We start from the raw sequence: 16,004 nt of genomic DNA on the forward strand, positions 1-16,004 counted from the left end.
ATTAAGAGAGTAGGTGCTAATAATTTTTTCTGGAAATAATTATCTTAAAACTGTTTTGCTAATGATCGGCCGATCTAAGCCTACAAAAAAATATGCCTTTAAGGTTAAACTTAAAGGCATATCAGATAAAAATGAATTTTACGATTTAATAGCTTAAAACGAATACGTCAATCCTCCGAAGATATTAAATCCGTTTACTTGATAGTACAAATATTTGCTGTAGTTTGTATTTAAGATGTTGTTTGCTTTTGCAAAAACGGAGAACTTTTTGTTGATCCTATAATCTGCACCAAGCCCCAAATCAACATAACCTTTTACTGTTTGAATTTCCTCTATCAACGGATTTGGGATCACATATTGTGCAGGATTAACTGGGTTGGAAATGTTTACTTTTGCTTTAATATCATCCTGGATTACAACACCAGCGTTAAAGCTTAGTTTTTTATTGTAGGTATAAACAAAGTTAGAACTTACTTTTAAACCCGGTTTAAACCAAGAGTAGGTTTCTGAAGCAGGCTTCCAATCGTCGATGTTTAATTTACCTGTCCATTTTAAGGCATCACTTACCTGAACGGAAATTTCACCTTCTAAACCTGTTAATTTCGTTTTACCGAAATCATATATCACATCAAATTTGTTAAAATCAGTATAGTTGTTGATGAACAAAGGCATATCATCAAACTGTTTTACATATACACGCGCTTTGTAACCAAAACCCGGGCCACCGGTACCTTTAATACCCGCACTGAAACTTAACTTTTCAACTGTGTTTCTAACCACGATATTGCTGTTTAACCAAGGGTTTTCATCGGTAAAGCCTTTTAATGAGTTTCTGTTTACATCGCCTTTAACTTCTCCGAAAACCTGTAAATAATCAGGAATTAAAGTGAAATCGGCAGTAACGGCAGGAAAGATTCTAGAGCTGCTATATGCGCCAAACTCCTGTACAAAATTAATCCCCGCTGTAATTTTAGCGCCTTTAACCTGTAAGCGGATGTACGGATTTAAACGCAACAGGTTATTGCCAACACTGGTTAAAGCATCTTTGCTATTACCGAATTCGGTTGATGCGGCTAAACCTAAGTTTAACGAATTAATACGTTTGTTTACGTAACCGTTTAAGCTCAGGTAGTTTTCTTTTGCGCTAAATTTATCATTCCAGATATAACCATTGGCTTTTAAAGCATAACTAAAAGCATCTTCATCTTCAGTAAAGTTTTTTACCAGCTCACCTTCCAGTTCAATGGTGGTTAAGGCCTGTTTATCAGGGTTAGGGTTTAGCGTAGGTCTGGCATCATCTATACCATAAAAGTAGGTGCCGTTGCGTTCAAAATTAATGCGGCCACTCACGGTATTTTGTTCTAAAATACTACGGCCAAAAACACTTAACTGTTGGTTACTGCTATTCTGCTTGTTCAGCTTTCCTTCCTGACTAAAATGTTTAAAGTATCCACCAACCTGTAAACCTTCATCTTTACCGGTATTGAAATAAGCTTCACCTAAAAGAGTAGCCAACGACCCGAATGCACCTTTTACGTAATTGTTAACCAATATGCTTTCTTTTTCTTCGGCTAGGGCTTGTGCCTGTAGCTTTTGGATATCACTGTTCAACTCCAGCTTTCTATCCAAAATACTGTAGTTTAATTTTGCTTTGTAAGTTTTAACATCATCTAAATTCGGGCTTCTTCTCAGCTTTACAGCCTCAGCCAAAATTGGTTTATATGGACGAACTACTTCAATTTCTTCGTTTACTACTGTTTTTTCATCGGCCTTTTTATCCTGCGCCTGAGCAGTCGTTAATCCGGCAGCTAAAAAAAACAGTGAACTATATATATATTTAATCGATTTCATAATGCTACTTCTTCTGGTTTAGTTTTTCTAGTTTTTCTTTGGCTGTAGGGATAATATCATCCTTGCCTTCGTAGTTATCAATTATACTGAGAAGTGTACTTTTTGCCTGTAAATTATCTTTCAGGGCCACATAGTTATCAGATAAAAGGATAAACGCCTTTGCTACCCAATAATCGTAAGCCGCCATGTTGTTAATCAGATCGAAACAGGTTTTAGATGAGGTTTTGAAATCACCTTTATTGTATTCCAATAAAGCTAAATTATATTTCGCTTCGGCTGCAGCAACGGTTTTTGTTTTGGCCACTACATTTTTAAACTCCTTAATTGCCGTGGTGGTATCGCCTTTTAACAAGTAAGCCTTACCAGAGAATAAACTCGAACTGTTTTTTTCTTCCTCAGAAGCTTTTTCCGATTCTCTGGTCAGCTGTGCATATTTAAGCATGTCATCAGGCATGTTTAAAGCGGTGTAAGCCTTTAACAAATTGTTGATGGCAAAACTATAGTGCGACTTGTAATCGGTTGTAGTTTCTAATCTTTTCAGGTAAACAATCGCCTCATTGTATTTCTTCTGATTTAAGAAGAGTTGAGAGATGCTTACCAAAGAACGTTCGGTATAATCGCTCGTCCAGTCGTTTAAGATAAATTCGTAATCAGGAATGGCTTCATCGGGCCTGCCCAGTTTCACCAGCGATTCTGCCCGGATAAATTTAGCCTCTTTTTCATGGTTGGCTTTAGGAAATTTATCAAAATAAGCATTTACAGCCTGGAATGCCCCGTTGGCATCGCCTTTTAAGTAGGTGTTGTTGGCTGCCGCAAAAACGATATTATCCTGTTCTGAGCCCGAGTAATTTCCGAGTGGGGTAGTAGCAGCATAAGCAATAAAACCATTTGCATCGCCACGGTCTACATAAATGTTCTTGATCGATTCCATTGCCTGTTTGGCTTCATCGGCAGTAGGGTAATCGCGGATTACCTTTTTAAACGATTCTAAAGCCGCATCGTCCTGATCCTGATTGTATTGAACCAAGCCAATGGTAACCAAAGCTTTTGCTACATAACTACTGCGTGGGTATTTAGCAACCAATTCTACCAGATCTGATTTAGATTTATCGAAATCGCCTTTGTTGAAATAGGTGTATGCGGTTTCGAAACCAGCATCATCTGCATAGTTCGAGTTTGGAAAAGCCTTCAATAAACTCTGCATGGTTGCAATTTTTGCATCGTACTGGTTTTCCAATCCCTGGATCATTCCTTTCTGGAAAGTGGCATAATCTTCTGAAGTGGTTTTGCGACTGATGATCTTGTTGTAATTCGCCATTGCATCACCATAGTTTTTGTTTACAAAATACGAATCGGCTAAACGGATGGTGGCATCATCAATCGTTTTTTGGTCTTTATCACTACCCGCAAGGAATTTTTCGAAATAAGTAGCTGCCTTGCTGTATTTTTCATCTTCGAAAGCCGCATAAGCCAAAGCATAATTCGCGAAATTGTAAACCCCGGTTTTATCTGCATCTGGCATCTTCAAGAATTTCTCGAAATTGGTAACCGCTTCACCAAACTTACGCAACTCGTACATCGATTCTGCTTTCCAGTAAGTGTTTAAAGCATTAATTTCATTGTCTTCTGGGAACTTTTCAGAACGTAAAAACATCGATAATGCATTAGGGAAAGCCCTTTCATTATAAAACTCTAATCCACGGAAATAGGTCACCTTTTGATAAGCTTCTTTAGCCTCAAGGTTTTTATCCGGAATAGGTTCTAAAATGTCTACAGCCGCCTGATAGTTTTTGGTGGTTAATAAAACCTCGCCCAATAAAGTTTTCGCTTCGTTTATTTTACGCGATTTTGGGAAAGTTTTTAAGAAACCCTGCGTAGCCTCTAAAGCCTGTTGGTGGAATTCTAATTCGTAACTTAATTTGGCATAATTTAACCAGGCTTCTTCCTGAATACCCTTATCAAAACTTAAACGCGATGCCCTGAAAAAAGCACTCTGCGCTTTTGGTTTATCGCCCAATTGAATAAAGGCCTTACCCAAAGTATGCATACCATTTTGAAGGTAAACATCATCGGTATTTAGTTTTTCTAAAATGGCAACCGACTCTTTGTACTTTTTATTCTGGAACAAAGCGTATCCGTACTGGTAAATGAAGAGGTTGTTTTTGGTTTCGCTTTTATCTTTTGAATAATATTCGGCGAAATACTTTTCAGCGTTTTTGAATTCAGATTTTGCAAAGTATGATGCCGCAACCAAACTTAACATTTCTGGTTCGAACTGTTGTTTTGTTTTTTGAATAGCTGCCAAAGCATAGCTGATTACATCATCGTAACGCTCGTCAAGGTAATACATCGAAGTGATGTAGTATGGATAACTCGCCTCATAAGTAGGGGAGCCCTTTAACTTTTCGAAGTTGGCCAATGCCGTTTTATACTCTTTGTTTAAGTAATTAATGTAAGCAAAGTAGTAGGTGGCACTTTCCTGGAAATCGCCTTCTTCTTTTTTAACTTTTTCGAATAAAGGCTCTGCTTTGTCGTAGTCTTTAAGTTCGAAATAGGCGTAACCCTGTTTAAACTGGTATTCGTTTCTTTGTTTGCCCGAAAGTGTAGAAGGATCTGTTTTTTCGAACCATTCTAAAGCTTTTTTATAGTTTTTCTGGTTGAAATAAGTTTTTCCAACGTAAAAATAAGCCAGTTTGGTGTTTGGGTTTAATGGATAATCGCGGATAAATGCCTGAAACAAACTTTCGGCATCGCTATTGGTTAACTCTAATGCACAAACAGCCGCATAAAATTTCGCATTCTCTTTCAGTAAAGATAATTCGGCATTGCTCTCCGTTTGGGTAGAAGGTTTATAACGTTGCAGCTCAACAAGTTTAAACTGTTGTGCCGCCGCTGTGTATTTTTCTTTGTCTAATAATTCTAAGCCCGTTTGATAGTTTTTGTTGAGGTTTTGCACAGCGCTAACCTGAGCGTAGGTGCTAAAACTTCCTGCTAAAATTAGCGGAATTAGTAGGTATTTTTTCTGCATTGGTTTCAAATATGGTTGGTACTAAATTAGAAATAGTATCAAAGCTTATCAACAGAAGTAATTAACATCTGTTAATAACACAAATTAACGATAGGATTTTTGGTTTGGTATTGAAGGCTGAACGAATGTGGAAAAATTAGGTTCGTTGGTCATTAGTTCATTCGTCATTGGTACCGCCACATCCCTTAACGGTTCATTGGTTCAATAGCCATTAGTTCATTGGTGCGCCGCCGCATCCAGTAGAGGTTCATCGGTTCATTTGTCACTAGTTCATTAGTCCCACTATTGGTCATTGGGTGGCTTTTTCCGACCAAGCCTTCTTGCTGCTGATCGCAATTTTTATAGAAATCATGTAGATAGGCTGATTGACCGTTGTTTACATCCAGTAAACCGTTTGAGAGAAATTAATTATTATTAGCACTATAATGAACAATGGACTATACTGGGCTCGGTAACACGGAGAGATGAACAATTATTAATGCACGATACTGGTCTATGAAATATGCACTAATGAACGATTATCAATGTACTATGCTAGTTTATGAACCCAGTACTAATGAACCAATGACCAATGAACTATTGAACTAACCTACCCCTGACTTGCCAATAGATACAGCACAGCCATTCTCACAGCCACTCCGTTTTCTACCTGTTCTAAAATGATTGATTGTTTGCTGTCGGCTACATCACTGGTAATCTCAACACCTCTGTTTATTGGGCCAGGGTGCATGACAATGATTTCTTTATCGAGGTTATCTAAGATCTGTTTGTTTAAGCCATACATCATGGCATATTCCCTTAACGAAGGGAAATATTTAATGTCCTGACGCTCCAATTGGATACGTAGCATGTTTGCTACATCGCACCAGTTCAGCGCTTTAATTAGGTTATGCTCAACTTTTACTCCAAGTTGGTGGATGTGTTTCGGGATTAATGTAGTAGGCCCGCAAACCATTACCTCTGCGCCTAAACGCTGCAGGCAAAGGATGTTTGAGATCGCTACACGAGAGTGTAGGATATCGCCCACTATTACTACTTTTTTGCCGGCTACATCGCCCAGTTTTTGGCGGATGGAGAAAGCATCAAGTAAGGCTTGTGTTGGGTGTTCGTGTGCACCGTCTCCGGCATTTACAATCTGCGCTTTAACATGTTTACTTAGAAACTGACCAGCACCCGCATAAGGGTGGCGCATCACCACCATATCAACTTTCATTGATAAGATATTGTTTACAGTATCGATCAGGGTTTCGCCTTTGCTTACTGATGAAGATGAGGCAGCAAAATTGACCACATCGGCCGAAAGCCTTTTTTCTGCAAGTTCGAAAGAAAGTTTGGTACGGGTAGAGTTTTCGAAAAAGATATTGGCAATGGTAATATCACGGAGCGAAGGGACCTTTTTTATCGGTCTGTTAATCACTTCCTTGAAATTGTCTGCAGTTTCGAAAATCAATTCAATATCATTCCGGTTAATATCTTTAATGCCTAAAAGATGTCGGGTTGATAGTTTTTCTGCTGCCATTTTTATTTATTATTTTCGGATATTAAAATCACTTTGTCTTCACTTCCTTCGCTCGCCCAGGTTACTTTTACCTGTTGCGAGTTTAAACTATCTACCTGATGCCCAATGTAATCGGGTTCGATAGGTAAATGTCTGCTAAACCTGCGGTCTATTAAAACCAAAAGTTCAACTTTCTCTGGGCGGCCATAGGCAAGTAGGGCATCAAGTGCGGCCCTAATGGTTCTGCCGGTCCAAAGTACATCATCAATTAAGATTACTTTTTTGCCTTCGATAATAAAATCGATCGAGTTGCTGCTTGCGGTAACCAGCCCGTCTTTACGGCGGAAATCATCTCTAAAGAAAGTAATATCAAGGTTTCCCTTTAAAATTTTCTTGTTTTTTAGAATCTGTTGAAGATCCTGATGAATGCGATCTGCTAAAAAAATACCCCTTGGCTGGATGCCAATTAAAACGGTATTTGCGAAATCGTCGTGGTTTTCAATTAATTGATGGCAGAGCCTCTTAATTGTAATCTGAATTTTTTGTCCGTCAAGAAGTGTTTTCTTTTGCATTGAAGAAGGATTGGGCAAATATATAAAAATGTTTTAAGGTAAGAAAGTTGAAGCTGGATTGTTTTATTTTTTGAATGCTAAATTGTTCTGTTACAGCATTTAAAAATCTATTTTTCATTTGCAATGTTTTTTGGAAAGCAATGGATGTTTTTCATTTTAATGTTAGTCCGGCTGTACACTATAGTTCCGGTTTTCAATCGGAAGCTGCCGTTTCCATCCGGTTTAGGTGGCCAGTTTCTGCAATTATGGGAAAAACTAACGTGTTATATTCATCAGATATTTCTGCCTCCGCTTATCAACTAATGGTTATTAGACATTCCTCAGATATTTATTAGCTTAAAAAACTTTATTTTTATAGCATATGATCGGGCAACCTGTAATCTTCTTTGATGGCGTTTGTAATCTGTGCAATGCATCGGTTCAGTTTGTTATTGCACACGATAAAAAAGATCAATTCAAATTTACGGCGCTACAAGGTGATTACGCCAAAGAAGTGCTGTCGAAATTTAATGCTGATCCTCAGAAGTTAAATACCATTTTGTTATTACAGGAGGGGAGGCTTTACACCAAATCATCAGCGGCATTGCGGGTAGCCGGAAAACTTAATGGATTGATTCCGCTACTTTATGTATTTCTCCTGGTTCCGAAATTTATCCGTGATTGGTTTTACGATATTATTGCTAAAAACCGTTACCAATGGTGGGGCAGGCAGGAAAGTTGCTGGGTGCCAACACCTGAGTTGAAAAGTAAGTTTATCGCTTAGTTTTGTTGACCATTTTTCTTTCTACCCGGCGACCAAAGCCAAAGTGTTAAAATAAGCAACGGTATAGTAATACTTAAGGCAATTACAATCATGATCGCTTTTTGCTTAACCATGTCTGCCTCAGTAGAAGTAAATACATGTACCGTTTCTTTGATAGCAAATAGGGTAATGATGGTAGAAAGGAGGGCAAATAGTTTACGCATGGTTTAATTTTTAATGCAAAGATTGCATAAATTTTTAAAATTACACATGCTTTTTATTAGCGTGATCTCAAAGCTTTTTAAACAAAAGATATTAGAAATAAGGTGAAATGATGGATGATATATCACAGAGGTCGTCATTTCGAATAGAGTGCAACGAAGTCGAGAACCAGGTAGTGAGCAGTGAAACTAAATCTATCGAGGTAGATCTCTCCATTTCACTGCGTTCCAGTCGAGATGACGATTTATTATAGAATATATAAACAAAAAAAGTCAGCCGGATTTCTCCAAACTGACCTGTGTTTACCAACTAACAATATTTATTCTGCCGTTTTAACGGGCTCAAGATCTTTTAGTTCTTCTTCAGAGAACAGTCTGTAGTGAATTTTAAATGTTTTTTGAAGCGGGGTTTCTAAAGAAAAACCACCCACACCAAATCCATCCAGCACATCTAAAGTAAAGTGAGAGAATTTCCAGTACTCGAAAAGATCCCGGTCTACCCAAAACTCGCAGCCTTCTATTTCACCCAAACAAACATCGCGCATCCGCAGGTAGTAGCCTCCTTTTTCGAAACATTGTGGCTGTGTACCCTCGCAACATCCACCAGCTTGGTAAAACATAAGTTCTCCGTGTTTTTCTTTAAGTATGGCAATCAGCTCTTTTGCTTTTTCTGTACTGTCTATACGCTTGATCATGATTTGTTTTTTAGGTTGAAATGGGACTTTTTTTGAAAACCGCAGATCTTTAAGACCTGCGGAAATCGACAAAATCAGCGGAACTAGATTTGTAAATCTTTATTTCCTGTTAAAAGAAACCTAATTTATTTTTATCGTAAGAAATGAGCATGTTTTTAGTCTGACGGTAGTGGCCTAACATCATTTTATGGTTTTCTCTACCCACACCTGATTGTTTGTAGCCGCCAAAAGGAGCACCAGCAGGGTATGCGTGGTATTGGTTAACCCAAACACGGCCAGCCTGAATGGCTCTTGGCACTTGATAAAGCTCATGTGCATCGCGGGTCCACACACCAGCACCTAAACCATACAAAGTATCGTTTGCAATTTCAATGGCCTCTTCAACTGTTTTAAAGGTTGTAACGGCCAATACCGGACCGAAAATTTCCTCCTGGAAAATCCTCATTTTATTATGGCCTTTAAAGATGGTTGGTTTGATGTAATAACCACCCCCCAATTCGCCAGGTAGTTCATTAATTTCTCCCCCAGTCAAAACTTCAGCACCTTCTTCTTTACCTAACTTAATGTAAGCGGCAATTTTTTCGAATTGTATTTTAGAGGCCTGAGCACCCATCATTACGGTTCTATCCAATGGACTACCTATTTTTATTGCTTTAGTTCGCTCAATTACCTTCGCAATAAATTTTTCGTAAATATCTTCCTGGATCAATAAACGAGATGGGCAGGTACAAATTTCGCCTTGGTTTAAGGCAAACATTACAGCTCCTTCTACTGCTTTATCTAAAAAGGCATCATCTTCGGCCATTACTGAGCTGAAGAAAATGTTAGGCGATTTTCCACCAAGCTCCAGTGTAACGGGTATAATATTTTCGGTAGCATATTGCATGACCAATCTGCCTGTAGGGGTAGAGCCCGTAAATGCAGCTTTCGAAACTTTAGGATTGGTAACCAATGCACGGCCAAGCTCTGAACCAAATCCGTTTACCACATTTACTACGCCCGGCGGCAATAAATCGCCGATTAATTCCATTAAAACCATAATCGAAACTGGCGTGCTTTCTGCTGGTTTTAAAACCACACAGTTGCCGGCAGCGAGGGCAGGAGCCAGTTTCCAGATGCCCATTAATAGTGGAAAATTCCATGGAATAATCTGGGCCACTACACCAATTGGTTCGTGTACAATTAACGAAACCGTATTCTGGTCGAGTTCTGATAGAGATCCTTCCTCTGCGCGGATGACCCCTGCAAAGTACCTGAAGTGATCTACACCCAGCGGTAAATCTGCCGCTAAGGTCTCTCTAACCGCTTTTCCATTATCTATGGTTTCAACTGCTGCCAGATATTCGAGGTTATCCTCCATCCGTTGTGCAATTTTGTTCAATATGATGCTTCTTTCGGTAGAGGAGGTTTTGCTCCAGGTTTTAAATGCTTCGTGGGCAGCATCAACGGCTAACTCTAAATCCTCTTTGGTGGAGTGTGCTGCTTTAGTAAAAACTTTGCCATCAATCGGCGATATGTTATCGAAGTAAGCGCCTTTAACTGGTGCTACAAATTTCCCTCCGATGTAATTATCGTAATGAGTTTTGAATGATGGTTTCTCAATTAAATTTTCCATAATTATTATTGATTATTAAATTCTTAAAAACCATCATGAGCGGTTTAGGTATAGTATTTTAAAGAAATTGCTCATCATGATTTTTGCGGTTATAAGATTTGGTTAATACAAACCTAATGGCAAAGCAGACGGAGCAGATAGTATAATCGGATCAATTGATAGCACTATTGTTTCAGCTTATGTAACCATATTGAAACGCTAAGCGATCCTAGTGGCCAGCCAGCTAAAATTGAGGTCTGTGTAGCTAGAGTAGGTGTTTTGGAGGTGAGGTATAAACAGATGAAATAGTTATATTTGATTTATAGCAAATATTTCTAACCAAATTATTTCGGTTTATGCAACATACATTAGATCAGGTAAAGCTCAGTGCTTCGGAAACGTTGCAAACTTTGGTAGAGAACAGAACCTCATACACCTTAGAGCGATGCGAATTAAATGTTTTCGAAACCTATACCGAATCGTATAAAGTTCCGCTTACTTTTAACGATTTCGTAATTACGAGTATGTTGAGGGGGAAAAAAGTGATGCATTTATTCGATAAGAAAGGCTTTGATTATTTTCCTGGCCAAACTGTTATTGTTCCGCCGGCCGTTACCATGGAAATTGATTTTCCTGAAGCTTCTAACCTTAATCCTACCCAATGTATTGCTCTGGCTATCGATCAGGAGCAGATCCAAAAAACAATTGCTTATTTAAACGAGTTTTTCCCAAAAGAAGGAAGCAACGAAAAATGGCTGTTAAATTACGATGAATACCATTTCTACAACAATGAAGAGATTGCCTATCTCATTAATAAAGTGATCAGGATATGCTCAGAACGAACAAAAGAAAAAGATGTTTTGGCCGATTTAACCTTAAAAGAACTGTTGGTCCGCATTATGCAGACCCAAAATCTTAAAACCATTAGCGATGATGGTTATAACCTCAATCAAAATCCGTTGGCTTTTGTACTGAACTATATTAAATCAAATCTCAATGAAAAGATCAGTATCAATAGTCTGAGCGATAAGGCCTGCATGAGCAAAGCCACATTTTACCGGTTGTTTAAGCGCGAGCTCGGTATCAGCCCAAATGATTTTATTTTAACCGAAAAGATTAACAAAGCCAAACTTTTACTGGCCCAGCCTGGGGCTAAGGTAGCATCAATCAGTTACGAGCTTGGTTTCAGTGATGCCAATTACTTTATCAGGGCATTTAAAAAGAATGTCGGGATTACACCAGGAGCATACCAATTACAGGTGGCAAATCAGCTAATCCACTAATTTTCTAAATATCTTTTCGAATAGGTAATCCCTATTAAATCGTAGCGTTTAAACTGTGTTTTTAGCCTTTTTTGAAAATCTGGATAATTCCGTTTTTCTTTCGGACTCCACAAAACTTCGCTCAAGGCATCTAATCGGGGAAAGATTAAATATTGCACTTTTGCCGGATTGGTAATGTATTCACTCCACAAACAGCCCTGCGCGCCCCAAATGTATTTTGCCTGTTCGGCATTTAATTCTGCTGGTATGGGTTCATAATTGTAAACATTAATTAAAGGAGAAAATTTGTTTGCGGTTAAACTGTCTTCTTTTACAAATTGACCATGATTGAAATACATCTTATCTTCGGGTGTCATAATGGCCTTGTGGTTTTGTTTTGCGGCATCTATACCGCCTTTTTCTCCTTGCCAGCTCATTACAACTGCATTAGGGGCTAAACCGCCCTGTAAGATTTCGTTCCAACCGATAATGGTTTTGCCTTTGCTATTTACAAATTTTTCCATCCTGCGAATGAAATAACTCTGTAGCTCACTTTCATTTTTCAAACCATTAGCTTTCATAATCTGTTGCGAAACAGCAGATTGTCTCCACCATACTTTAGAAGCTTCATCACCACCAATATGGATGTATTGCGAAGGGAACAAAGCCATTACCTCAGTTAATACATTTTCCAGAAACTTAAAAGTTGTGTCAGAAGCCTGAAGTACATTGTTGTATTTGTTCATCATTCCCCAGGTTTCGGCAACTGCGTATTTTTTATCTGGCCTTGTTCCCAATGCTGGGTAAGCAGCCAATAAGGCCATGCTGTGTGCAGGCATTTCTATTTCAGGAATAATGGTGATGTAACGTTTAGCAGCATAATCAACCACATCCTTAATTTGTTCTTGGGTATAATAACCACCGTGGCGGATACCATCGGTTTTAATAACGGCATCTTTTGGCGTAATTTTTACATCTGCCGGCAATACCTGATATTTTATATGCTCGTTTCCTTGTCCGGGCCATAAACCCATGATGCTTCCATTTCTCCATGCTCCAATTTCCGTAAGCTTAGGATATTTTTTAATCTCTATTCTCCAGCCATGGTCATCAGTTAAATGCCAATGGAAATAATTCATTTTATGAAGCGCTAAATAATCGATGTACTGTTTTACAAAAGCAACGTCAAAAAAATGGCGACTTACATCCAGATGCATGCCGCGATAATCGAAGCGGGGGTAATCGGTAATAGAAACCGATGGGATTTGAAGTGGAAGTGATTTTGAAGTTGGTAATAGTTGAATCAAGGTTTGAATGCCTTGAAAGATAGATGTGTCAGAAGTAGCGCCTATAATTATTGATTTATTCGTAACCGTTAGAATGTATTCTTTTGGATTAGAAAACTTTTCGGCGATTATCAAATTTATAGCGTTAGTTCGACTTATGTCTGGGATTCTATTTATTTTGAGTTGGAAATTATAATTTTTACTAAGGTAATTTTGAAGAAAAGTTATTGATGGACTAGCCAATGAATCATTTGTATATATTACGGTAGTGCTATCTATTTTAAACGGCAATTCTTTTGATTTTATTTCCAGTTTTGCAGGTTGCGGAATAATATTCACTTCCTGTGCTGAAAGTTTAAACGAAATAACTGTTAAAAACAAAAGGATAATTTTTCTCATGCTGAAAAGGGTAGGTTACTTTTTCAAAAGTAATAATTATAGGTGGTTGAAAGGAAAAGGTTTGGCAGGACGAACTACATATGTTACATAAACCCGATAGGATGAATGCCGTTTTTCACGGCAGAAAGTATAGCGGGGCAGGAGTTACCGATGAGCTGTTGCTTTCGTTTTCTAGTTATTATTTACCATATAAGGCATTTGAGAAAATATAAGCTTCTGTCTTTTTTTTAATTGCGCTAATGAGATTGCTTCGTCGGCTGAAAAAGCCTTCTCGCAATGACGATTTGTGGTGGGATCGGTGCATTCCGTGTTTCTGTGGCTGAATGATAAGCGGAGTAGCAAAAATAAGCACAAAAAAATCCCGATAACTTTCGCTATCGGGATTAATATGATCAGTTAAAAAGAACTAGCCTTTTTTAGCTTTGCTTTCTTCGCCTTCTAATTGCGATTTCAATTGAGCTAATACGTCTAAGTCTCCTAAAGTAGATTTCTCTACAGAATCTTTAACTTTTTTAACAGCAGTTACAGCAGCTTTAGCTTCTTTTTTCTTAGTTGCTCTTTCTTCAGCTACAGCTTCAGCTTTAACTTCTTCCCAAATACGGGCGTGAGAAACAACGATGCGTTTAGCTTCTTTGTTAAACTCGATGATTTTGAAGTCGTTAGTTTCTTCAGCTTTAACTGAAGTACCATCTTCTTTAACCATGTGTTTAGTTGGTACGAAACCTTCTACACCATATGGTAAAGCAATAACAGCACCTTTATCAGTTACTTTAACAACTGTTCCTTGGTGAACCGAATCTAAAGTGAAGATCGTTTCGAAAGTATCCCAAGGGTTTTCTTCCAATTGTTTGTGACCTAAGCTTAATTTACGGTTATCAACATCAAGTTCTAAAACAACAACGTCTAATACATCACCAACTTTAGTGAATTCGTTAGGGTGGTTTACTTTTTTAGACCAAGATAAATCAGAGATGTGGATTAAACCATCAATACCTTCTTCGATTTCAACAAAAACACCGAAGTTAGTCATGTTTTTAACAGTTGCTTTATGCTTGCTTCCAACTGGGAATTTAGCAGCAACTTCTTGCCATGGATCGTTAGATAATTGTTTAATACCTAAGCTCATTTTGCGCTCGTCTCTGTCTAAAGTTAAAACTTCAGCTTCGATCTCATCACCAACTTTTAAGAATTCTTGTGGATTTCTTAAGTTTTGTGACCAGCTCATTTCAGAAACGTGGATTAAACCTTCAACACCTGGGATGATTTCTAAGAAAGCACCGTAATCTGCAACAGTTACGATTTTTCCTTTTACTTTAGAACCAACCTGGATGTCGGTGCTTAAGTTCTCCCAAGGGTGTGGAGTTAATTGTTTTAAGCCTAAAGCGATACGTTTTTTCTCATCATCGAAATCTAAAACAACCACGTTGATTTTCTCATCTAATGATAATACTTCTTTTGGATGCTCTATGCGGCCCCAAGAAATATCAGTAATGTGAAGTAAACCATCAACACCACCTAAATCGATGAACACACCGAAATCAGTAATGTTTTTAACAGTACCTTCCAATACCTGACCTTTTTCTAATTTAGAAACGATCTCTACTTTTTGGCTTTCTAAATCGTCTTCAATTAACACTTTATGAGAAACGACTACGTTTTTAAACTCATGGTTAATTTTAACAACTTTGAATTCCATTGTTTTACCCACGTATACATCGTAATCGCGGATTGGTTTAATATCAATTTGAGATCCTGGTAAGAAAGCTTCAACGCCCATGATATCAACAATTAAACCACCTTTAGTACGGCTCTTAACGAAACCGTTGATGATTCTATCATTTTCAAGAGCCTCGTTAATTGCTTCCCATGATCTTTGGGTTTTTGCTCTTTTGCGAGAAAGGATCAATTGACCGTTAGCATCTTCTGGTGCTTCAACGAAAACGTCAACTGAATCGCCGATTTTAAGATCTGGTGTATCACGGAATTCTGAAGTAGAAACTAAACCGTCTGATTTGAAACCTACGTTTAATACTACGTCTTTGTTGTTAATTGAAACAACGATACCGCTGATGATTTCACCTTTAGTGATCTGATTGAATGTTCCGGCATACATATCTTCAAACTTTTTACGGTCTGCATCATTGTAATTACCGAAAACTTTTTCATCTGCATCCCAATCGAAATCTTCCGATGGTGTAGCCAATGATGATTTGATCGATTCGATCGAAACTGAATCAGCTTCTGATTCAATAGTTTCTTTTTCAGTTAGGCGTCCGCCTTCTCCCTGAAGTTCAGCTGTTTTAGCTGCTAATTCTTTTTCTGCTACTTGTTTTTTAGCCATTAATTAATTATCTCCTTTTTTCCCTATTTAGGGACTGCAAAGGTAAAAATATTTTAATTAATAGAAAAGATTTTTTTAATAAATCTTGCTGATTTTTAGCTCTTTATAATTCCCCTCCCTTGGAGGGGTGCCTGAAAGGCGGGGTGGTTATTTCAGTTTACCACATGTTTTTCCAAAATGTAGCTGTTTTATTTAGAGTTTAATCGCTTAGTTATGCTAATTATTTGAAAATGAGCGCCCAGTATTTCATCGGAAGCAGCAGTCCTGCTATCGCTTATAGTCCTCGCTACGCTCCGGGCTATTCCGCTCTATCAGGTTCAAAAATAAGGGGTTGTGCACAATGCTCACCAAACGTTCCTAGGAAATGATTTATTAAGTTAAGGTGAAAATAAAAAATATTGTCATCCTGAGCCTGTCGAAGGACAATCTCATATCTTTTCAGGAAATGACCTTATGATGTATATCATTCCGAAAATAACGAGAAATGCGATCCAAATAAATTGGCTATAATAATT

11 protein-coding genes are annotated in these 16,004 nt (G+C 38.0%); 2 read left to right on the forward strand and 9 right to left on the reverse strand.

The window, feature by feature from the left end; all coding sequences use genetic code 11:
• Positions 1-153: 153 nt before the first annotated feature.
• From AC07VK_RS00115 to pyrR, 4 genes are all read right to left on the reverse strand, one after another.
• Positions 154-1,851: a TonB-dependent receptor gene (locus AC07VK_RS00115; RefSeq protein ID WP_492957451.1), complete on the reverse strand. Its 1,698-nt coding sequence runs from the start codon at positions 1,849-1,851 to the stop codon at positions 154-156.
• 4 nt (positions 1,852-1,855) lie between these two features.
• On the reverse strand, positions 1,856-4,879 hold the full coding sequence (locus AC07VK_RS00120; RefSeq protein WP_492957453.1) for a tetratricopeptide repeat protein: 3,024 nt from the start codon (positions 4,877-4,879) through the stop codon (positions 1,856-1,858).
• A 589-nt stretch (positions 4,880-5,468) separates the two neighbouring features.
• Complete coding sequence (locus tag AC07VK_RS00125; RefSeq protein ID WP_029279355.1) at positions 5,469-6,398, reverse strand: aspartate carbamoyltransferase catalytic subunit; 930 nt, start codon at positions 6,396-6,398, stop codon at positions 5,469-5,471.
• A gap of 2 nt (positions 6,399-6,400) precedes the next feature.
• Positions 6,401-6,949 carry a bifunctional pyr operon transcriptional regulator/uracil phosphoribosyltransferase PyrR gene (pyrR, locus tag AC07VK_RS00130; RefSeq protein ID WP_190326340.1) on the reverse strand — a complete coding sequence of 183 codons (549 nt, stop codon included), beginning with the start codon at positions 6,947-6,949 and terminating at the stop codon, positions 6,401-6,403.
• Positions 6,950-7,310: 361 nt separating this feature from the next.
• On the opposite strand from pyrR, the gene AC07VK_RS00135 reads away from it, so the two are divergent.
• Positions 7,311-7,712 carry a thiol-disulfide oxidoreductase DCC family protein gene (locus AC07VK_RS00135; RefSeq protein WP_492955658.1) on the forward strand — a complete coding sequence of 134 codons (402 nt, stop codon included), beginning with the start codon at positions 7,311-7,313 and terminating at the stop codon, positions 7,710-7,712.
• Here the strand turns inward: AC07VK_RS00135 and AC07VK_RS00140 are convergent.
• The 3 genes from AC07VK_RS00140 to AC07VK_RS00150 form a co-directional block, all read right to left on the reverse strand.
• Entirely contained in the window at positions 7,709-7,915 is a 207-nt protein-coding gene (locus tag AC07VK_RS00140; protein ID WP_492957455.1) for a hypothetical protein, read from the reverse strand. The genes AC07VK_RS00135 and AC07VK_RS00140 overlap by 4 nt on opposite strands.
• Positions 7,916-8,232: 317 nt before the next feature.
• Complete coding sequence (locus AC07VK_RS00145; protein WP_190326337.1) at positions 8,233-8,607, reverse strand: DUF779 domain-containing protein; 375 nt, start codon at positions 8,605-8,607, stop codon at positions 8,233-8,235.
• Positions 8,608-8,716: 109 nt separating this feature from the next.
• Entirely contained in the window at positions 8,717-10,222 is a 1,506-nt protein-coding gene (locus AC07VK_RS00150) for an aldehyde dehydrogenase family protein (RefSeq protein WP_492957457.1), read from the reverse strand.
• 335 nt (positions 10,223-10,557) lie between these two features.
• On the opposite strand from AC07VK_RS00150, the gene AC07VK_RS00155 reads away from it, so the two are divergent.
• A complete protein-coding gene (locus AC07VK_RS00155; RefSeq protein WP_492955661.1) occupies positions 10,558-11,484 on the forward strand; it encodes an AraC family transcriptional regulator in 927 nt (308 codons plus the stop codon).
• Here the strand turns inward: AC07VK_RS00155 and AC07VK_RS00160 are convergent.
• Positions 11,481-13,148, reverse strand: a complete 1,668-nt coding sequence (locus AC07VK_RS00160; protein ID WP_492957459.1) for a beta-N-acetylhexosaminidase — start codon at positions 13,146-13,148, stop codon at positions 11,481-11,483. The genes AC07VK_RS00155 and AC07VK_RS00160 overlap by 4 nt on opposite strands.
• A 406-nt stretch (positions 13,149-13,554) precedes the next feature.
• Positions 13,555-15,489 carry a 30S ribosomal protein S1 gene (gene rpsA, locus AC07VK_RS00165; protein WP_057933658.1) on the reverse strand — a complete coding sequence of 645 codons (1,935 nt, stop codon included), beginning with the start codon at positions 15,487-15,489 and terminating at the stop codon, positions 13,555-13,557.
• Between the last annotated feature and the right edge of the window lie 515 nt (positions 15,490-16,004).

The organism is Pedobacter sp. GW821-FHT01D05 (genome assembly GCF_059422505.1).

Bases quoted from the DNA above. Each gene is read 5' to 3' on its own strand.
- AC07VK_RS00140 (WP_492957455.1), bottom strand. From the start codon at position 7,915: ATGCGTAAACTATTTGCCCTCCTTTCTACCATCATTACCCTATTTGCT.
- AC07VK_RS00160 (WP_492957459.1), bottom strand. From the start codon at position 13,148: ATGAGAAAAATTATCCTTTTGTTTTTAACAGTTATTTCGTTTAAACTT.
- rpsA (WP_057933658.1), bottom strand. From the start codon at position 15,489: ATGGCTAAAAAACAAGTAGCAGAAAAAGAATTAGCAGCTAAAACAGCT.
- AC07VK_RS00145 (WP_190326337.1), bottom strand. From the start codon at position 8,607: ATGATCAAGCGTATAGACAGTACAGAAAAAGCAAAAGAGCTGATTGCC.
- pyrR (WP_190326340.1), bottom strand. From the start codon at position 6,949: ATGCAAAAGAAAACACTTCTTGACGGACAAAAAATTCAGATTACAATT.
- AC07VK_RS00155 (WP_492955661.1), top strand. From the start codon at position 10,558: ATGCAACATACATTAGATCAGGTAAAGCTCAGTGCTTCGGAAACGTTG.
- AC07VK_RS00150 (WP_492957457.1), bottom strand. From the start codon at position 10,222: ATGGAAAATTTAATTGAGAAACCATCATTCAAAACTCATTACGATAAT.
- AC07VK_RS00135 (WP_492955658.1), top strand. From the start codon at position 7,311: ATGATCGGGCAACCTGTAATCTTCTTTGATGGCGTTTGTAATCTGTGC.
- AC07VK_RS00115 (WP_492957451.1), bottom strand. From the start codon at position 1,851: ATGAAATCGATTAAATATATATATAGTTCACTGTTTTTTTTAGCTGCC.
- AC07VK_RS00125 (WP_029279355.1), bottom strand. From the start codon at position 6,398: ATGGCAGCAGAAAAACTATCAACCCGACATCTTTTAGGCATTAAAGAT.
- AC07VK_RS00120 (WP_492957453.1), bottom strand. From the start codon at position 4,879: ATGCAGAAAAAATACCTACTAATTCCGCTAATTTTAGCAGGAAGTTTT.